Raw genomic sequence first — 18,796 nt, forward strand, 5'->3', positions numbered from 1 at the left:
GAAAGGTAGGTAGCTTATGAAAGATAAACTAATCACGCAAATTACAACAGGTATGGCTAAGCATTTAAGTGCTCAACAATTAGGAAATCTGCAAAAGATACTAACGGCAGCTTTTGTCAATGTAGAAGTTGCAGAGATTAAATCAGCTAATGAACAGAAAAGCAATGGTAAATTACTTGAGCTATTTATTTCAGCCAAACGGATTGAAGGCTGCAGTGAGAAGTCTTTGAAATACTATAAAATAGTTATTGAAAACATGCTTACCAGCTTTAAAACATCTATAAGAGATTTGACTACAGGCGATTTGCGAACTTATCTTGCACATTACCAGCAGGAGCGAAAATCAAGCAAGGTGACGATTGACAACATGCGTCGGATCTTTAGTAGCTTTTTTGGATGGTTGGAAGACGAAGACTATATTTTGAAGAGTCCTGTTCGTAGGATTCACAAGATAAAGACAGATAAAACAATCAAAGAGACTTTTTCTGACGAAGGGCTGGAGCTTCTAAGAGATGCTTGCGATGAGATTCGTGATTTGGCCATGATTGATTTATTGGCTTCAACTGGGATGCGGGTAGGTGAACTAGTAAGATTGAATAGAGAGGATATTAATTTTTATGAAAGAGAATGTGTTGTCTTTGGTAAAGGGAATAGTGAGCGAATTGTCTACTTCGACGCTAGAACAAAGATTCACTTGATAAACTACTTGGACAGTCGTCAGGATGATAATCCAGCTCTGTTTGTTTCTTTATCTTTTCCATATAATAGACTATTAATCGGAGGGGTAGAAACAAGATTGAGACAAATCGGTGAAAAAGCAGATTTAAATAAGGTTCATCCACATAAGTTCAGAAGAACATTGGCGACACGTGCCATAGACAAGGGTATGCCCATCGAACAAGTCCAGCACTTGCTTGGTCATGTCAAGATAGATACGACCATGCACTATGCCATGGTCAATCAAGCGAATGTAAAAAATTCGCATAGGAAATATATAGGTTGAGGAGAAGCAGAAATTGAATAATTGGAAGAAAGTGAAACTTTCGGATATTATAGAATTTAATCCCCGAGAAACTTTGTCAAAGGGAGCTATTGCTAAAAAAATAGCGATGGAAAACTTAGAACCTTTTACGCGCGATATTCCCGAGTTTGAGTATTTAGAATTTAGAGGTGGTACCAAATTCAGAAATGGGGATACTTTAATGGCTCGTATTACTCCAAGTCTTGAAAATGGAAAAACGTCTAAGGTAAATTTATTAGACGAAGATGAAGTAGGGTTTGGGTCTACTGAGTTTATTGTTGTAAGATCTAAAGAAAATATTAGTGATGAAAATTTCGTTTATTATTTGATGATTGCTCCAAATATCAGAGAAGTTGCTATTAAATCAATGGTAGGAACATCAGGCAGACAAAGAGTTCAGCTAGATGTTCTCAAAATCACGAAATTCTATGTCCTCCGTTAAAAGAACAAATTAGAATTGGTAAAATTCTTAAGGCGCTAGATGATAAAATTGAGAATAATAAAAAGATAAATCATCATTTAGAGCAGATGGCGCAAGCTATTTTTAAATCTTGGTTTGTTGATTTTGAACCGTTTGGTGGTGTGAAGCCGTCTGATTGGGAGACAGCAAACCTTACAGATATTGCTGAATACCTTAATGGCCTAGCAATGCAAAAGTATCGACCGGTTGATGATGAAGAAAGCTTTCCAGTTCTTAAAATAAAAGAATTGCGACAAGGTACTTTCGACTCGTCAAGTGATTTATGTTCAGCAAATATCAAAAGTCAATACATAATCCAAGATGGTGATGTCATTTTTTCTTGGTCCGGTAGCCTTCTTGTTGATTTTTGGACAGGGGGAACTGGTGGACTTAATCAACACCTTTTCAAAGTTAGTTCTCAAAAATACGATAAGTGGTTTTACTATAGTTGGACAAAATATTATCTTGAAGAATTTATCGCAATCGCAGCAGACAAAGCAACTACAATGGGTCATATAACTCGAAGGAGTTTAGAAAAAGCTAAAATTTTAATACCAAATGACCATGATTATAAATCTATCGGATTATTACTAGCACCGACCTATAACCAGATCATTTCTAATCGTATTGAAAATCGGAGATTGATGGAAGTAAGAAATTCCTTACTCCCAAAACTCCTCTCCAGAGAAATTCCCGTTAATCAAGCCACTAAATGATGATTTATCTTAATTAAAAGAAAGGTTTTTGATTATGTTTACGAGTAATCATTTTGAAGTTTAATTAATAAAGTTATACATAATTCGGAGAAAAAACATTTATGCCTTTGATGACTCAACATTTCAGAATAATGAAAACCTAGTGTCAGATATTGGGATAAGCAATTGTAGTATTAGAAGGAGTTTAATTTATGGGATTCACTGAGTACAACTACGAACATGCGGTCATTGAACTTTTTCGCGATAGTTTGGGCTATTCATATGTTTATGGTCCAGATGTAGAGCGTGACTATAGAACACCGTTATATTTGGAGGAGCTTTATCCTGCTTTAGAAAGGATCAATGCTAAGCTACCGACTGTTGCAGTTCAAGAGGCAATTGAAAAGCTACAGCGTTTTGAAACAGGTTCCTTGCTTCAAAAAAATGAGATTTTTACAAATTATCTTCAAAACGGTATAGAAGTTTCCTATTTTCATCAAGGAAGAAAACAATCTAATCTCGTTTATTTAGTTGATTTCGATAATGTAAATAATAATTCTTTTACTGTAATTAATCAATGGACAATTGTAGAGAAGAGCAATAAACGTCCTGATATTATAGTGTTTTTGAATGGTTTGCCAGTAGTTGTTTTTGAGTTGAAAAGTCCTTCTCGCCAAGAAACAGATGCTTCTGATGCCTACCGTCAGCTTAAAACATATCAGAAAGAAATTCCAAATTTATTTAACTATAATGCTTTTTGTGTAATGACGGATCTGGCCACTTCAAAGGCTGGGACAATTACTGCTGGTGAAGACCGCTTTATGGAGTGGAAGACTACTGATGGTAGTTTTGAAGATACTCAGTATGCTAATTTTACCACGTTCATTGAAGGTATTTTTGATAAGACTAGATTTCTGGATATTTTAAGGAATTTTATCTGCTTTTCTGAGGATGCCAAGATTTTAGCGGCTTATCATCAGTATTTTGCAGTGAATAAGGCTGCGGTATCTACTTTGAAGGCAACTAAAAGCGATGGACGGGGAGGTGTTTTCTGGCATACGCAAGGGAGTGGGAAATCCCTATCCATGGTTTTCTATGCTCATCTGCTGCAGAAAGTTTTAGACTCGCCAACTATTGTCGTTTTGACTGATAGAAATGATTTGGACGAACAGTTATATGGACAGTTTTCCAAATGCCAAGATTTTCTGAGACAGATACCAATTCGGGCAGAGAGCCGTTTACATCTGAAAGAACTATTGATTGGTCGCCAAGCAAATGGCATTATATTTACAACTATGCAGAAGTTTTCAGAGTCAGAAGAGGCGCTTTCTGATAGAAGAAACATTGTTGTCATGGCAGATGAGGCTCATCGTGGTCAGTATGGACTTGAAGAAAAGATTAAAATTACCAAAGGAAAAGATGGAGAAAGCGAAGCGAAACTAGTCGTCGGAGCAGCCAGATTGATTAGAGATAGCTTGCCAAATGCGACTTATATTGGATTTACTGGAACGCCTATTTCTACTAAAGATAAGTCTACAACAGAGGTTTTTGGTAATTACATTGATGTTTACGATATGACACAGGCGGTTGAAGATGGTGCCACTCGGCCCGTCTATTATGAAAGCCGTGTCATGCATTTAAAACTAGATGAAAATATCTTGCGTTTGATTGATACAGAGTATGACTTGATGGCACAAAGCGCTGAATCACATGCGATTGATAGAAGCAAGAAGGAATTGGGTCGTCTTGATAGTATTTTAGGGGCCGATCAAACTATTAGTGCCTTGTGTGAAGATATCATTACCCATTATGAAGAAAATCGTGCGCAGGAATTAACTGGAAAAGCAATGATTGTTGCTTATTCTCGTCCGATTGCGATGAAAATTTATCGTACCTTACTTGAAAAGCGTCCGAATTGGACAGAAAAAATTGGAGTTGTCATGACTTCTAGTAATAATGATCCGGAAGAATGGCACGATATAGTAGGGAATAAACGCCATAAAGAAGAGATGGCTAAAAGTTTTAAAGACAATGAAAGCCCATTTAAGATTGCTATCGTCGTTGATATGTGGCTGACTGGATTTGATGTTCCTAGCCTTGCAACCATGTATGTATATAAGCCAATGCAAGGTCATAATCTTATGCAGGCAATCGCTCGTGTTAACCGTGTGTACAAAAATAAAGAGGGTGGACTTGTAGTTGATTATATCGGTATTGCAAGTGCTTTAAAGCAAGCCATGAACGATTATACAAATCGAGACAAAGGTAACTTTGGGGACACTGATATAGCTAAGACAGCTTTACCAAAGTTTGTTGAAAAACTAGAGGTCTGTCGTGATTTGTTTTATGGGTTTGACTATTCAGAATTCATGCTCTCTAAATCAAGTGATTTAATCAGAGCTAAAACAATTAGTGGCGGGGTAAACTTCTTGTCAAGTGTAGACAAGGAGAAGAAGAAAGAGCTCTTCATAAAAGAATCGTTACTCTTACGCCAAGCGTTATCACTTTGTCGTTCTTTGCTTACTCCTGAGCAACGTTTTGAAGCAGCTTATTTTGAAGCAGTCAGAACATTGCTGACACGAATAACTGGGGAGGGTAAAAAACTTTCTCTGAAAGATATTAATGATCGTATCAATGAGTTACTAAAAGCTTCTATCAAGAGTGAAGGTGTCATTAATTTATTCTCAGATATTGATACAGGATTTTCGTTATTTGATCCTAAATTTTTAGATGAAATCTCTAAAATGAAGGAAAAAAACATAGCGGTAGAACTCTTAAAAAAATTATTACAAGAGCAGATTACCTTATATCAAAGAACAAATTTAGTCAAATCCGAAAAGTTCTCTGAAATTCTTTCGCGAGCGATGAGAGCATATCTGAATGGCATGCTTTCGAATGAAGAAGTTATTGCTGAATTAATGAAAATGGCCAAAGAAATGGCGAAGGCTCACGAAGAGGGAGATTCTTTGGGTCTTACAGATGAAGAATTAGCTTTCTATGATGCTTTGACGCAACCACAAGCAGTCAAAGATTTTTATGAAAATGATGAGCTTGTTGCAATGACTCATGAATTAACGGAGACATTGCGCAAAAGCAGAACTATTGATTGGCAGAAAAAACATTCTGCGCGTGCTCGTATGCGCATGCTTGTTAAACGGCTCCTTAGGAAATACAAATATCCACCGGAGGGTGTCGAAGATGCCATTGTGACTGTTATCAAGCAATGTGAAATGTGGACGGATAATCCTGATAATAATTATGAGTCCTATTTATTTTCTGAGCAACTGATGGCTGCTGAAAGTAGTGTAGAATTTGAATCGAAGTAAAATTTGACCGGCTATGCCGGCGGCCTTGATAAAAAAGCCTTTTTGTTGAAACTAGAGTCGGGGGAGAAAACGGAATAAATCTTTCTACTCAAGACTTTTACCATTTTACTGGTGAGAGTCTTTTTTACGTACAGTAATAAACTAAAAATCCCCTTTGTCAGCTACTGTAAGTGACAAAGGGGATTTTCATTAGTTGATATGCCATTGTGTGGCCAGCCAGTCGGCAAAGGCAGCATAGCGCTCTTTGAGGGCTTCATGATGCCCATAAGGGTCAAAGATGGAGCACGTGCTAAGAATTTCTTTCTGAATCAAGCGATGAATTTCTTCAGCATAAAAAGGAGCTTTGGAAAGTCGGTTCGAGTGATTCGCGCCTTCTGTCTTTCCATTCTGCAAATAGACTAGACAGTCCTTGTTTTTCAAGTCCTGTGTCCGGCAATAGTCGGTAAAACCCGGATACCAAAAGGAGCCGCAGATAGAAAAGACACAGGGGACCTCGCAGCCGCTATAGAGACTGTAAACAGCTGCTAGTCCACCGAGAGAGTAGCCACCATAGGCAATTCTATTTTCATCCAGTAGGCAGTGCTGTCTGATTTCTGCTAATATACCGCTGAAGAGCTTTTGATGGTAGCTATCCGCTCTGCCGCCAAAATCAGGATTGCCAGGCTTTAGAGCATTGGCTTTCCAGGGTGTATAATCGTCCAGCCTGTTGTTTGATATCAGTCCGATCAAGATTACCGATGAAGAAAGCCTGCTCAAGTAGTTTATCAGGCCATCATTTAGCAAGATTGCTGGATAAGGTCGTGATCCATTATAATCTTGGGGCAGGGCAATATCGACAGTGATTCCCTCCCAGACAAAGGTCTTATTTATTGATAAAGTCATTGATTTTCTCAAGTGAGTCAATTACAGCAGGACCATAATCCATGAACTCATCATAGGAGATGGTCATGATTTTCTGATTTTTGACCGCTGGAACATCTTCCAGAACAGGATTAGCTTTCATTAGATCAACTGCTTGCTCATCCATGGACTTGTTGCGGTCGCTGGTTACGTAGATGATGACTTCAGGATCCATAGAGACCAGATTTTCCAAGGTTAGGTCAGAGGTTCCAGTCGCTACATTGGTATAGCCAAGCTGGTTAAGCAGGCTCTCCTGCAAGGCAGATTTATAGGCACCGAAAGTCTCATCGTTGTAGGCACACATGATGAGCGCTTTTTTCTTTTCGCCTTGGCTAGACTTATTAGCTTTCTTGACTGTGTCAATTCTTGCCTGCAGTTGATCAGCATATTGATTAGCCTTGTCTTGCACATTAAAGATGGTTCCTATATTCTTGACATCTTCAACGATATTGCCTAGATCTTGCTTGGTATTGGACAGGGAAGCCTTCTGTGTATAGACAGGGATTTTGTTTTCATTCCAGGCACTGACTGTCCCCAGAGACTTCTCGGAAAACATCATGTTTCGGCCAAGAAGAGCATCTGGCTCATAGGATAGCACAGTTTCCTGTGATACGGTTTTCTTGTCGCCGACTTGCGGAATGGTGGCAATATCAGCCTTGTATTTATCTGTGACATCGTTGTCTGGATTGAGCATACCGGCAATCTTGTCTTTCAATCCTAGTTCAATCAAGATTTCGGTCGTCGAAAGGTTGTTGGTGATGACCTTTTCCGGTGCCTTTTCAAAGACCTGATCAATCTCCTTACCTTCGGCATCGTAAGTTTTGATTGTCACTGGATATTTTGTCTCTGCTGTGCTCTTTTTCGCGCTTTCTGTTTTGGAGGAAGATTGTGAAGTTGAGCTTTCTTTCGTACTTTCCTTAGATGAAGAATTGCAGGCTGCCATTGTCAGTGCAGCAGTTGCGACGAGTAAGATACTGAGTGTTTTTTTCATATTGCCTTCCTTTCTTGGGCTTGGAGCTTGTATAGAAAAAGCTGAGAGCAGGCTCTTATAGATACTGAATCATGGCCTGTCGATCCTTGGTCCAGATCACTTTGCTCTGAATGCCGTAAACGGCTTGCAGTGAATCATGGGTGATGGCCTCCTTTGGAGCGCCTTGGTATGCAATCTCACCTCCCTTCATGAGGTACAAATAGTCTGAATACCGACAAGCCAGTTGGATATCGTGTAAAACAGCCAAAACATTGATGTTCAGGTCTTTGACGATACGCAGCATATCCAGCTGGTATTTGATATCCAGATGATTGGTTGGCTCGTCTAGGAGCAGTAGGCTTGGCTGCTGAGCCAAAGCGCGTGCCAGCAGGACTCTTTGCTTCTCTCCACCAGACAAGGATAGATAGACTCTGTCTCTCTTGTCTAGCATGTCCACCTGCCTCAAGGCATGACGGACAAGGGCGTAGTCTTTTTCGCTCTCTTTTTGAAAAAGGGACAGATGCGGCGTCCTGCCCAGCATGACGATTTCTTGGACGGTGCAGTCAAACTGAAGATGGTTAAACTGAGTTACAACGGCTATTTTCTGGGCCGCTTTTTTTATGCTGACCTGTTCAAGTGGCCTCCCGTTTAGATAAATGTTCCCGCTGTCAGGCTTGATTTGGCGATAGATGGTTTTGAGCAGACTAGTTTTTCCGCTTCCATTGGGCCCTAAAATGGTATGAAACTGATTTCCCTCGACCTTGAGCGAAATCCCTTTTAAAATCTTTTTTGGACCAATAGAATAGTGGATATTTTGGCAAGTTAGATCCATATCAGCTGCTTACCTCCTTTCGGCTTTTGGCTACAATGTAGATAAAGAAGGGTGCGCCAACCAAAGCGGTAAAGATCCCAATCGGCAGCTCGGCATTTTTGACCAAAATTCGAGCTAAAACATCTGCCCAGACAAGAAAGAGAGAGCCGAGCAGGGTAGCGATAGGAAAGAGCCTTTTGTAGTTGGTACCGACTAATCTTCGAGCAATGTGCGGAGTGATTAGTCCGACGAAGCCGATAATGCCGCAGCAGGCAACAAGTACCGCTGTCATGACTGCGACAACTGTGATATAAAGGAACCAGTAAAAACGCAGAGGCACTCCCAGTGTCAGAGCTGCTTCGTCCCCCATCATCATAGTATTGAAAATACGATACTGGGAACAGAAAAACAAAAAGGAGAGACCAACAACAAGAGCTGGCAAGGCAAGATCTGACCAAGAAGTTCCGGCCAGTGAGCCCATAGTCCAGAACTTGATTGTCATAAGGCTGTCAGCATTAGCACCGACAGAAATGATAAAGTTGGAAAAGGCGATAAAAAGGGCATTTACAACTGTTCCTGATAAAATCAGACTGCTTGTCGTCATTTTTTCCTGCATGGATGCGATAAAAAGGACCACTGCCGATGCCAGAATGGCTCCTATAAAGGCACCTGTGCCAGTAATGGATTTGAGCCCTAAGATAATGCTCAGTGTGGCTCCGAAGGTTGCACCCGCTGAAATTCCTAGGATATAAGGCTCTGCGATGGGATTATTGACAGTAGATTGCATGACGCTGCCACAGACAGACAGCCCAGCACCAACTAGGATTCTTAAGAGCACTCTTGGAAACCGCATGTTCCAAACAATAGCGATTGTGGACGGAGATAGTTTGCCTGTGCCGAGGTAAAAGCCAAGCTTGCTGAAAATAATCTGGTAAGTATGCTGTATATCAATAGTGACCGATCCCAAAGAAACAGCTAAAAAGAGGGAACAAGCCAGAAAAATGGTGAGAAGCAAGAGTAGGCAGAGATAGCGAGAAAATCCGTGATTTTCTGACCTTTTGAAGAGCATCCAGACCTCCTTAACAGCAAAGATTAAAATTTTTAGACAATTTCATAAAAAATTATAACATTTTTAAATCAGAAGGGCAAGAAGGGATAAAAACCTCTGATATGATAAGGTTTAATGACGCTTTATCTTTTCAATGATGAAATTATCTTGCTAGTGTAAGAACTGGTTAGTGCGGAGCAAATGAGTTTTTCGGAAAGTCTCTGACAGCTCACATCATTAGAGAAAAAGCAGGTAAATCTAAATGACTTAGTATAATTACTAGGAAACAAGAAAAAAACGACAGAAACTTTTCCATCGTTTTTTTGAAATTATAAACGCTTAAGGACTAAGACAGCTATAACAATGTACAACAATGATAGCTCAAAGAACCAGAAGTCCTTTGCCAAACCCAATAATTATTCAAGACATAATATAGGCTTATAAAATTCTATTCAAAATACAGCAAGTCCTTGCTAGTCTCAGTGAAGAGTTCAAAACCATTTTTAGTGACATGGCCGCAGTCTTCGATGCGGACACCGACCTTACCAGGGATGTAAATGCCAGGCTCAACAGAGAAGCACATGCCTTCTTCGATGACCATGTCATTACCCTCCATGATAGATGGAAATTCGTGAACATCCATACCGATACCATGGCCGAGGCGGTGATTGAAATACTCACCATAGCCCGCTTTTTCGATGACTCGCCGAGCAGCACGGTCTACTTCATGGGCCGTGACGCCTGGCTTGATAAAGTCAAGTGCAGCTTGTTGGGCTTCCAATGTCAGATAATAGATATCTTTTTTGAACTGATCCGGCTGGCCAACAGCAACAGTCCGCGTCATATCGCTGGCATAGCCATTGACCATGCAGCCGAGGTCAAAGAGGAGGAGGGCGTTGTTTTCAACTTTATTGGCACCGGGAATGCCGTGCGGATTAGCTGCATTATTTCCCGTCAGTACCATGGTTTCAAAGCTCATCTCATAGCCTTCTCGCTTGATGGCAAAGTCAATCTGAGCGATGATATCCGTTTCGGTATTATCCAGTGAAATATTGTCAAAACCGATATTAACAGCCTTATCAGCATATTGGCCAGCTACCAGCATTTTCTGGATTTCATCGGCAGACTTAATCAGGCGCAAACGGTTGACGTAAGGAGTCAGGTTGGTAAATTCTGCACTATCAAAGACAGTTTTCAATCCATGATATTTGGTCAAAATCAAGTTATCAAACTCAAGAGCGACAGTCTTGAAGGAGTGAGCCGGCAGGGCAGCTTCAATCTTCTGCCAAGGATTTTCAGAGTCCATATAGCCAAGGACTGAAAAGGGAACAGCTCCTGAAGCCCGCTCAACTTCTAAAGCTGGTACGAAGAGCAGGGGCTCATGGTCAGGATAGACAAACAAAAACATCTGCCGCTCATGCGGGTCGCTATAAAAACCAGTCAGATAATTAATAGTGACAGGATCAGACAGAACAGCAGCATCTAGCTTCTCATTCTCGAGATAGTGGGTGATTTCTTGAATTTTTGTCATGGTCACAACCTTCTTTCTATGCCTCTATTTTGGCAAAAAATGTCAAAAAAAGCAAGACTTTTCAAAAACTTATCAAAATACTTGAAAGTGTTTACAAGAAGTGATAAAATAGTGAATGTAGGAAAGTGAAAACGATATTTTCAATAGAAGAAAGGAAACTATATGAACACAGACGACACAGTAACCATTTATGATGTCGCCCGTGAAGCGGGAGTTTCGATGGCGACAGTCAGTCGGGTAGTGAATGGAAACAAGAACGTCAAAGAAAACACACGTAAAAAAGTTTTAGAGGTCATTGATCGACTTGACTATCGTCCAAATGCAGTGGCACGCGGACTAGCCAGCAAGAAGACTACAACCGTCGGCGTTGTCATTCCAAATATTACCAATAGCTATTTCTCAACCTTGGCAAAAGGGATTGATGATATTGCCGAAATGTATAAATACAACATTGTCTTGGCTAACAGTGATGAGGACGATGATAAGGAAGTATCCGTTGTCAATACACTCTTTTCTAAGCAGGTAGATGGCATTATTTTCATGGGCTATCATCTGACGGAGAAAATTCGCTCAGAGTTTTCACGTTCGCGTACACCGGTCGTTTTGGCAGGTACTGTCGATGTGGAGCATCAGCTTCCGAGCGTTAATATTGACTACAAGCAAGCGACGGTTGATGCTGTAGAATTACTGGCTAAGCGCAATAAGAAAATTGCCTTTGTCAGCGGACCGCTTGTAGATGATATCAACGGTAAAATCCGTCTATCAGGCTATAAAGATGGCTTGAAGAACAAGAAACTTTCTTACAGCGAAGGCTTGGTTTTTGAATCTAAATATTCTTATGATGATGGCTACCACTTGGCAGAGCGTGTCATTGCTTCCAAAGCAACTGCAGCTTTTGTCACAGGAGATGAGTTGGCAGCAGGCCTCTTAAATGGTCTGTCTGATCAAGGAATCAAGGTTCCAGAAGATTTTGAAATCATTACCAGTGATGATTCGCAAGTAGCTCGTTTCACTCGTCCTAACCTTTCCACAATCGGTCAGCCCCTCTATGATATCGGTGCTATCAGTATGCGCATGCTGACTAAGATTATGCATAAGGAAGAATTGGAAGAACGCGAAGTTCTCCTAGCTCACAGCATTAGCGAGCGTAAATCAACTAGGAAATAAGCGGTGTTCTGCAAGTCTGATTAGGAACTTCTCTGAACTTGAAAAGCGAGTGAAGAGACTAAGTCAATGACTGCTTTAATGGAGTTTCATGATTATGAAGCGAGGCTGAGGTATAGTACCTCAGCTTTTTTGTGTTTCCGTTCAGCTAGAGCGTTTTCTATATGCTATCAGGCTTTGGATGGATTTTTTACCCCTTTTACCCTTGTGGTTTTCCTTTTTATTTGATTTTCGGTATAATAGGAAGTATGAAAGTATTACTGTATCTTGAAGGAAAGTCCGTTTTGGAGAAATCAGGAATCGGCCGAGCCCTCCAGCATCAGATGCATGCCTTGGATTTGGCTGGGATTCCTTATACGACGGACGTTTTAGGAGATTATGATGTGGTCCACATCAATACCTATGGTCCCCGTAGCTTGCTTCTCCTGCATGCTGCCAAGAGGGGCAATAAAAAAGTGATTATGCATGGGCATTCGACCAAGGAGGACTTTGAAAATTCCTTTATTGGATCCAATCTTTTTGCTCCGCTCTTTGGTAAATACCTGACGCACATGTATAAAAAGGCGGATTTCATTATCACGCCATCGGAGTATTCTAAGCAGCTTATCCAGTCTTATGGGGTCACAACACCTATGGTGGCTGTGTCAAACGGTATTGACCTGCCTAAGTATAAGAAAGATGCTCACAAGGAAGAGGTATTTAAAAAGTACTTCAAGATTGAAGAGGGGCAGAAGGTGGTCGTTTGTGCTGGTCTTTATTTCCGCCGCAAGGGGATTGAGGATTTTGTAGAGGTTGCCCGCAGGATGCCTGATGTACGCTTTATCTGGCTGGGCTCTATCAATCTCTGGTTGATTCCGCGCAAGATTCGCCGTCTGGTTCTCTTTGACCATCCTGATAATGTTGAATTTCCCGGCTATTTTAAGGGAGCGGTATTTCAGGGAGCCATGTCTGGAGCAGATGCCTTCTTTTTCCCGTCCTATGAGGAAACAGAAGGAATTGTTGTCCTGGAGGCCTTGGCCAGTGAGCAGAATGTTGTGCTGCGCGATATTCCAGTTTATCATGGCTGGGTGGATGAGCGTTCAGCCGAGCTCTGTCATAACGTAGACGAGTTTGTCCAGTCTCTGAGAAATGTCTTAGATAAAAAGGTGGACAAGCGCGAAGCAGGTTATCAGGTGGCTAAAAGCCGGTCTATTGACGATGTTGCAGATCAGTTAGTTGAGGCTTATCAAACAGTTTTGGAGATGTAAGATGCGTATTGGTCTTTTTACAGATACCTATTTTCCTCAGGTCTCTGGGGTTGCTACCAGCATTCGGACTTTGAAGACGGAGCTGGAAAAATTAGGTCACACGGTATTTATTTTTACGACGACGGACAAGGATGTCAATCGTTATGAAGATTGGCAGATTATTCGGATTCCCAGCGTACCTTTCTTTGCCTTTAAGGACCGAAGAGTGGCTTACCGAGGCTTTTCTCATGCGCTAGAAATTGCCCGTCAGTACCAGCTGGACATTATCCATACCCAGACTGAGTTTTCACTAGGGCTGCTGGGGATTTGGATTGCCAAAGAGCTGCGGATTCCGGTAGTACATACCTACCATACCCAGTATGAGGATTATGTGCACTATATTGCCAAGGGGATGGTCATCCGTCCTAGCATGGTCAAATATATCGTCCGTGGCTTCATGAGTGACTTGGATGGGGTTATCTGCCCTAGCGAGATTGTTTATGACCTTTTGGTTGATTATAAAATCGAAGCAGAAAAACGGGTGATTCCGACAGGGATTGAGCTGGCGAAGTTTGAGCGGCCGGGAATTTCGCGTGAGGATATCAAGAAGCTTCGTTTCAAGCTAGGACTAGCTGAAGATGAGATTATGCTGCTCAGTCTGTCCCGTATTTCTTATGAAAAGAATATCCAGGCTATCGTTGAGGCGATGCCTGCCGTCCTTGAAGAAAATAACAAAGTCAAGCTAGTCATTGTCGGCGACGGTCCTTATGCAGAAGACTTGAAAGAACTGGTTGCCAAGCTTCAGATTGAAGAAGCTGTCATCTTTACGGGAATGATTGCTCCTAGTGATACGGCCCTTTACTACAAAGCTGCGGATTTCTTTATCTCTGCCTCAACCAGTGAGACTCAAGGTCTGACTTATCTGGAAAGCTTAGCCAGCGGCACGCCGATTATTGCCCATGGCAATCCTTATCTGGATAATGTTATCAGTGACAAGATTTTTGGAACCCTTTATTACCAAGAGCGGGATTTATCAGGCGCTATTTTAGAGGCGATTATTGCGACGCCTGACATGGATGAGCAGAAGTTAGCAGACAAGCTCTACGAGATTTCAGCGGAGAATTTTGGCCGCAGAGTTTATGAGTTTTATCTGGATTTAACCATTTCTAAGGACTTCCATAACGAGCTCAGCCCAGAGGAAAGTGCTGCCAAGCGTCTGGCCAAGACAGTGGCCTATCTGCCTGGAAAAGTCATTTCTCTTCCAATCAATGGCTCCGTTCGTATCCTCAAAGCTTCGAGTAAGCAAGTGAAAAAAATCAGGAATATTACTAAGTTATTAGAATAGAAACATGCCTTGCATCATTGCGGCAATAGCTATTTATGCAAGGTTTTGTTTAGAAATAGAGGAGAAATCTTATGAAAAAATATCTCAAACAGTTGCCGTGGTTGCTTTTGTTCTATGGCATTTTCATTGCTTCAGATTGGATTTGGCAAGAGCTTTGGAGATATCTTATAGACAATACAGAAAGTGTAGAAAGTGTTTTGAATTGGCTTTCTAATCTTAATTTATTTTATTATGCTGTGCTGCTTCCTTTGATTGGCGCAGTGATTGTTTATATAAATACTCGGATGCAAGGTTTTTCACTGCCCTTTCTTCTTTTGATTCCAGGGGTTCAGTATTATTACCTATTCAAAAACTTTTTTGACGGACTTTTTTACTCAGGAGACAAGATATATAATCCAATCACTTCCACGCTTTATAATGCTAGGAATATTCATATCTTGTTATTCCTTTCTTTGGGAGGAATGCTGTTGGCAGAGCAATACCGTAAAAAACGCCAAGCTGCCACTTTGAGTCAAGAGGCTCTAAATCGTTTTTCTGGTTTTGATGGTCAATAGCTCTTGCAAATTTTTCCAATCGTGCTATAATGTTTTCTAGAGACAAATCACCTGCAGGAAATTTTTTAGAGAGCGCGTGGAGCTGGAAATCGCGTAGAGGATGCAGTTGGGACTACTCTATTAGCTTTTATGCAAACATAAAACGGTGGCTACGTTAGAGCCGATTCGAGGTGTAAGTCTTTTGACTTGCATAAATGAAGGTGGAACCACGTTGCGACGTCCTTTTGAGGATGTCGTTTTTCTTTTGTCAGAAGGAGGGAGAATGGTGCTTTATATGATTGGCGGATCGCCTTGTAGTGGGAAGTCAACAATTGCTTCACTTCTTGCTAGACAGTATCAGCTGCTTCATATCAAACTGGATGATTTGGTAGACGAGATGATGAGTCAAGCAAGTGCAGACTCACAGCCTATTTGCCTTCTTAGACAGGACAGAAATCCGGAACAAATCTGGATGAGAAATCTAGAAGAGATGGCAGATGAAGAATGGCGCTTTTATGAAGAGATTTTTCCTTATGTAAAATCTTACTTGATAAAAAATCAAGATAGATCTCTCTTGGTGGAGGGGGCAGGACTTTTGCCTCACTTGGTAAAGGAGCTTGAATGCCCAGTGCCCTCTTATCTATGCTTGACTCCGACAGCTGATTTTCAGAAAAAGCATTATAGACAGAGAGAATGGGTTCCTTATGTCTTAGAGGGAACAACCAATCCTGAGCAAGCTTTTGAAAACTGGATGCAGCGAGACATTCTTTTTGCTCAAATGGTTCGTAAGGAAGCGGTGAGATTAGGCTATCCTAGCCTCATAACAGATGGTAGTCAGTCAGAAAAGCAGACTGCGGAAGAGATTGCTCGAATCTTTAAATTGCTTAACAGAAACAATATAATATTAAAGGAGAAAACATATGATTAAGATTACTTTCCCAGATGGCGCTGTTCGTGAATTCGAATCTGGCGTTACAACTTTTGAAATTGCCCAATCTATCAGCAATTCCCTAGCTAAAAAAGCTTTGGCTGGTAAATTCAACGGCAAATTGATTGATACGACTCGTGCCATCACGGAAGATGGTGCCATTGAAATCGTGACACCTGACCACGAAGACGCTTTAGACATCTTGCGTCACTCTGCTGCTCACTTGTTTGCGCAAGCAGCTCGCCGTCTTTTCCCAGATATTCACTTGGGCGTTGGTCCTGCTATTCAGGACGGTTTCTACTATGATACGGACAATGAAGCAGGGCAAATTTCAAATGAAGATCTGCCTCGTATCGAAGAAGAAATGAAGAAAATCGTCAAAGAAAACGTCCCGTCCATCCGTGAGGAAGTGACCAAGGATGAGGCGCGTGAAATTTTCAAAAACGATCCTTACAAGTTGGAATTGATTGAAGAGCACTCAGAAGATGAGGGCGGTTTGACCATCTACCGTCAGGGTGAATATGTGGATCTCTGCCGTGGGCCTCACGTTCCATCTACAGGTCGGATCCAAATCTTCCACCTCTTGAACGTGGCCGGTGCATACTGGCGCGGGAACAGCGACAATGCTATGATGCAGCGGGTCTATGGTACTGCTTGGTTCGACAAGAAAGACCTGAAGAAATATCTGCAAATGCGTGAAGAAGCCAAAGAACGTGACCACCGTAAGTTAGGGAAAGAGCTGGATCTCTTCATGATTTCTCAAGAAGTGGGTCAAGGCTTGCCATTCTGGCTGCCAAACGGTGCGACGGTCCGTCGCGAGTTGGAGCGCTACATCGTTGATAAAGAGTTGGCTTCAGGCTACCAACACGTCTACACTCCGCCTTTGGCCTCTGTGGAGCTTTATAAGACTTCTGGCCACTGGGAGCACTACCAAGAGGATATGTTCCCAACTATGGATATGGGTGATGGGGAAGAGTTTGTTTTGCGTCCCATGAACTGCCCTCACCACATCCAAGTCTACAAACACCATGTTCACTCTTACCGTGAGCTGCCAATCCGTATTGCTGAGATTGGCATGATGCACCGTTACGAAAAATCTGGTGCCCTGACTGGTCTTCAACGTGTACGTGAAATGTCCTTGAACGATGGCCACTTGTTTGTAACGCCAGAACAGATTCAAGAAGAATTCCAGCGTGCTCTTCAGTTGATTATCGACGTTTACGCTGACTTCAACTTGACAGAATATCGTTTCCGCCTGTCTCTTCGTGACCCTCAGGATACGCATAAGTATTTTGATAACGATGAGATGTGGGAAAATGCCCAAACCATGTTGCGAGCAGCCTTGGACGAAATGGGCGTGGACTACTTTGAGGCAGAAGGAGAAGCAGCCTTTTACGGTCCGAAACTCGATATCCAGGTTAAAACAGCCCTTGGAAATGAAGAGACTCTGTCGACTATCCAGCTGGACTTCCTTTTGCCAGAGCGCTTTGACCTCAAGTATGTCGGAGCTGACGGTGAAGAGCATCGCCCAGTTATGATTCACCGAGGGGTTATCTCGACAATGGAGCGCTTCACAGCCATCTTGATTGAAAATTACAAGGGTGCCTTCCCGACTTGGCTGGCTCCGCATCAAGTGACCTTGATTCCTGTTTCTAATGAAGCTCATATTGATTATGCTTGGCAAGTGGCTAAAAAGCTGCGTGACAAGGGTGTCCGTGCTGATGTGGATGAGCGCAATGAAAAGATGCAGTACAAGATTCGTGCTTCACAAACTAGCAAGATTCCTTATCAGCTCATCGTTGGTGACAAGGAAGTAGAAGACGGTACTGTCAATGTCCGCCGCTACGGTCAAAAAGAAACACATACAATACCAGTAGACGAATTTGTAGAGCAAATCTTAGCAGACATTGCTAGCAAATCCCGCGTTGAAAAGTAGAACTCATTAGATAACAATTAAACCCGAGCAATTAGCTCGGGTTTCGTTTATAGACTATTTAGGAAGATTCCTGATTTCTGCTTGATACCATTCAATTTTATTATCTAATTTTTTTAGTGACGTTTTCCAATTTTTAATTTGTTCTTGAACAAAACTACGATGCTTCTGCAGCATTTCTAAGCGTTCTTTCAGACTGCCATCACCCTGGTAGCGCAAGTCAGCATATCTCTGAATATCTTTCAAATGCATACCCGTATCTTTTAAACGCTGAATAAACTGAACCCAAGCAAGATCGTTCTCATCATAGAAACGCTGACCACTTTGATCTCTATCAACTTTAATCAATCCTCGTTTCTCATAATATCGGAGCGTATGCGTTGATAAATTCACTTTTTGGGCAAATAGACCGATTTTCATAAAAAACCTCCTTTGATTTCTTGACTTAGAGTATGGTCTAAGATTTATAATGACATTGTAATCGTTTAAGGAGGTAAATGCAAATGAAAAACAAACGATTTGAACGTGGATTGGAAAGACTCAATCAGATTGATGGTGAGGGCGGTGAGAAGGTCATTTCCTCTCTGAAAGAAATAGCTCCCGATCTAGGAGACTACATTGTAGAATTTGCTTTTGGCGATATCTACAGTCGGGAGGGACTGAATCTACAGGAGCGAGAAATCGTCACTCTTGCCAGTCTTTTAACACAGGGAGGTTGTGAAGCACAGCTGGAAGTACATATTCAAGCGGCTTTAAATGTTGGCTTAACCCCCGAAAAGATTATAGAATGCTTTTTGCAATGCATCCCTTACGTCGGATTTCCTAGAGTACTAAATGCTGTTTTTCTAGCTGATAAACTATTTAAAAAAGAATAATAAAAAGGCCGCTGACTACATCAGTGGTCT

At 41.5% G+C, this 18,796-nt stretch carries 16 protein-coding genes and 1 pseudogene; 11 read left to right on the top strand and 6 right to left on the bottom strand.

Annotated features, from left to right (window positions below):
- The first annotated feature begins 16 nt into the window (after positions 1-16).
- The 4 genes and pseudogenes from xerA (at position 17) to O3620_RS05700 (ending at position 5,502) form a co-directional block, all read left to right on the top strand.
- On the top strand, positions 17-1,003 hold the full coding sequence (xerA, locus tag O3620_RS05685; protein WP_371601521.1) for a site-specific tyrosine recombinase/integron integrase: 987 nt from the start codon (positions 17-19) through the stop codon (positions 1,001-1,003).
- 13 nt (positions 1,004-1,016) lie between these two features.
- A pseudogene (locus tag O3620_RS05690) lies at positions 1,017-1,543 on the top strand (restriction endonuclease subunit S); the annotation flags it as partial.
- A gap of 6 nt (positions 1,544-1,549) precedes the next feature.
- Positions 1,550-2,197: a restriction endonuclease subunit S gene (locus O3620_RS05695; RefSeq protein WP_371601592.1), complete on the top strand. Its 648-nt coding sequence runs from the start codon at positions 1,550-1,552 to the stop codon at positions 2,195-2,197.
- Positions 2,198-2,388: 191 nt separating this feature from the next.
- Complete coding sequence (locus O3620_RS05700; RefSeq protein ID WP_371601522.1) at positions 2,389-5,502, top strand: type I restriction endonuclease subunit R; 3,114 nt, start codon at positions 2,389-2,391, stop codon at positions 5,500-5,502.
- 189 nt (positions 5,503-5,691) lie between these two features.
- Here O3620_RS05700 and O3620_RS05705 read toward each other — a convergent pair whose 3' ends face one another.
- From O3620_RS05705 to O3620_RS05725, 5 genes are all read right to left on the bottom strand, one after another.
- Positions 5,692-6,384, bottom strand: a complete 693-nt coding sequence (locus O3620_RS05705; RefSeq protein WP_002918671.1) for an alpha/beta hydrolase-fold protein — start codon at positions 6,382-6,384, stop codon at positions 5,692-5,694.
- Entirely contained in the window at positions 6,365-7,393 is a 1,029-nt protein-coding gene (locus O3620_RS05710) for an ABC transporter substrate-binding protein (RefSeq protein ID WP_002918672.1), read from the bottom strand. The genes O3620_RS05705 and O3620_RS05710 overlap by 20 nt, the downstream gene beginning before the upstream one ends.
- 55 nt (positions 7,394-7,448) lie before the next feature.
- Positions 7,449-8,204 carry an ABC transporter ATP-binding protein gene (locus O3620_RS05715; RefSeq protein ID WP_002918673.1) on the bottom strand — a complete coding sequence of 252 codons (756 nt, stop codon included), beginning with the start codon at positions 8,202-8,204 and terminating at the stop codon, positions 7,449-7,451.
- 1 nt (position 8,205) lies between these two features.
- Complete coding sequence (locus tag O3620_RS05720; protein ID WP_002918674.1) at positions 8,206-9,252, bottom strand: iron ABC transporter permease; 1,047 nt, start codon at positions 9,250-9,252, stop codon at positions 8,206-8,208.
- A 427-nt stretch (positions 9,253-9,679) separates the two neighbouring features.
- Positions 9,680-10,762: a Xaa-Pro peptidase family protein gene (locus tag O3620_RS05725; protein WP_002918677.1), complete on the bottom strand. Its 1,083-nt coding sequence runs from the start codon at positions 10,760-10,762 to the stop codon at positions 9,680-9,682.
- A 162-nt stretch (positions 10,763-10,924) separates the two neighbouring features.
- Here O3620_RS05725 and ccpA point away from each other — a divergent pair, with 162 nt between their 5' ends.
- The 6 genes from ccpA (at position 10,925) to thrS (ending at position 17,894) form a co-directional block, all read left to right on the top strand.
- A complete protein-coding gene (ccpA, locus tag O3620_RS05730) occupies positions 10,925-11,929 on the top strand; it encodes a catabolite control protein A (RefSeq protein ID WP_002894913.1) in 1,005 nt (334 codons plus the stop codon).
- A gap of 245 nt (positions 11,930-12,174) precedes the next feature.
- Positions 12,175-13,173, top strand: coding sequence for a glycosyltransferase family 4 protein (locus O3620_RS05735; RefSeq protein ID WP_032912851.1), 999 nt, complete (start codon positions 12,175-12,177; stop codon positions 13,171-13,173).
- A gap of 1 nt (position 13,174) precedes the next feature.
- Complete coding sequence (locus O3620_RS05740) at positions 13,175-14,497, top strand: glycosyltransferase family 4 protein (protein ID WP_002918679.1); 1,323 nt, start codon at positions 13,175-13,177, stop codon at positions 14,495-14,497.
- A 71-nt stretch (positions 14,498-14,568) separates the two neighbouring features.
- A complete protein-coding gene (locus tag O3620_RS05745; protein ID WP_002918680.1) occupies positions 14,569-15,051 on the top strand; it encodes a hypothetical protein in 483 nt (160 codons plus the stop codon).
- Between the two features lie 145 nt (positions 15,052-15,196).
- Positions 15,197-15,958, top strand: coding sequence for a hypothetical protein (locus tag O3620_RS05750; protein ID WP_002918681.1), 762 nt, complete (start codon positions 15,197-15,199; stop codon positions 15,956-15,958).
- Positions 15,951-17,894, top strand: coding sequence for a threonine--tRNA ligase (gene thrS / locus O3620_RS05755; RefSeq protein WP_002918682.1), 1,944 nt, complete (start codon positions 15,951-15,953; stop codon positions 17,892-17,894). Before O3620_RS05750 ends, thrS begins: the two co-directional genes overlap by 8 nt.
- Before the next feature lie 54 nt (positions 17,895-17,948).
- On the opposite strand, the gene O3620_RS05760 is transcribed toward thrS, so the two are convergent.
- Complete coding sequence (locus O3620_RS05760; protein WP_002918683.1) at positions 17,949-18,311, bottom strand: MerR family transcriptional regulator; 363 nt, start codon at positions 18,309-18,311, stop codon at positions 17,949-17,951.
- A 77-nt stretch (positions 18,312-18,388) separates the two neighbouring features.
- Between O3620_RS05760 and O3620_RS05765 the strand changes: the two genes are divergently transcribed.
- The gene (locus tag O3620_RS05765; RefSeq protein WP_002899930.1) at positions 18,389-18,766 is read left to right on the top strand and encodes a carboxymuconolactone decarboxylase family protein; all 378 of its coding nucleotides are present in this window, start codon (positions 18,389-18,391) and stop codon (positions 18,764-18,766) included.
- Positions 18,767-18,796: the final 30 nt, after the last annotated feature.

It is taken from the genome of Streptococcus sp. 27098_8_134, from assembly GCF_041431675.1.
Taxonomy (GTDB): Bacteria; Bacillota; Bacilli; order Lactobacillales; family Streptococcaceae; genus Streptococcus; species Streptococcus sanguinis_R.

Coding starts and splice junctions, on each gene's coding strand:
- thrS (WP_002918682.1), top strand. CDS start 15,951: ATGATTAAGATTACTTTCCCAGATGGCGCTGTTCGTGAATTCGAATCT.
- O3620_RS05760 (WP_002918683.1), bottom strand. CDS start 18,311: ATGAAAATCGGTCTATTTGCCCAAAAAGTGAATTTATCAACGCATACG.
- O3620_RS05705 (WP_002918671.1), bottom strand. CDS start 6,384: ATGACTTTATCAATAAATAAGACCTTTGTCTGGGAGGGAATCACTGTC.
- O3620_RS05700 (WP_371601522.1), top strand. CDS start 2,389: ATGGGATTCACTGAGTACAACTACGAACATGCGGTCATTGAACTTTTT.
- O3620_RS05710 (WP_002918672.1), bottom strand. CDS start 7,393: ATGAAAAAAACACTCAGTATCTTACTCGTCGCAACTGCTGCACTGACA.
- O3620_RS05735 (WP_032912851.1), top strand. CDS start 12,175: ATGAAAGTATTACTGTATCTTGAAGGAAAGTCCGTTTTGGAGAAATCA.
- O3620_RS05740 (WP_002918679.1), top strand. CDS start 13,175: ATGCGTATTGGTCTTTTTACAGATACCTATTTTCCTCAGGTCTCTGGG.
- O3620_RS05745 (WP_002918680.1), top strand. CDS start 14,569: ATGAAAAAATATCTCAAACAGTTGCCGTGGTTGCTTTTGTTCTATGGC.
- O3620_RS05720 (WP_002918674.1), bottom strand. CDS start 9,252: ATGCTCTTCAAAAGGTCAGAAAATCACGGATTTTCTCGCTATCTCTGC.
- O3620_RS05765 (WP_002899930.1), top strand. CDS start 18,389: ATGCAAATGAAAAACAAACGATTTGAACGTGGATTGGAAAGACTCAAT.
- O3620_RS05715 (WP_002918673.1), bottom strand. CDS start 8,204: ATGGATCTAACTTGCCAAAATATCCACTATTCTATTGGTCCAAAAAAG.
- ccpA (WP_002894913.1), top strand. CDS start 10,925: ATGAACACAGACGACACAGTAACCATTTATGATGTCGCCCGTGAAGCG.
- O3620_RS05695 (WP_371601592.1), top strand. CDS start 1,550: ATGGCGCAAGCTATTTTTAAATCTTGGTTTGTTGATTTTGAACCGTTT.
- xerA (WP_371601521.1), top strand. CDS start 17: ATGAAAGATAAACTAATCACGCAAATTACAACAGGTATGGCTAAGCAT.
- O3620_RS05725 (WP_002918677.1), bottom strand. CDS start 10,762: ATGACAAAAATTCAAGAAATCACCCACTATCTCGAGAATGAGAAGCTA.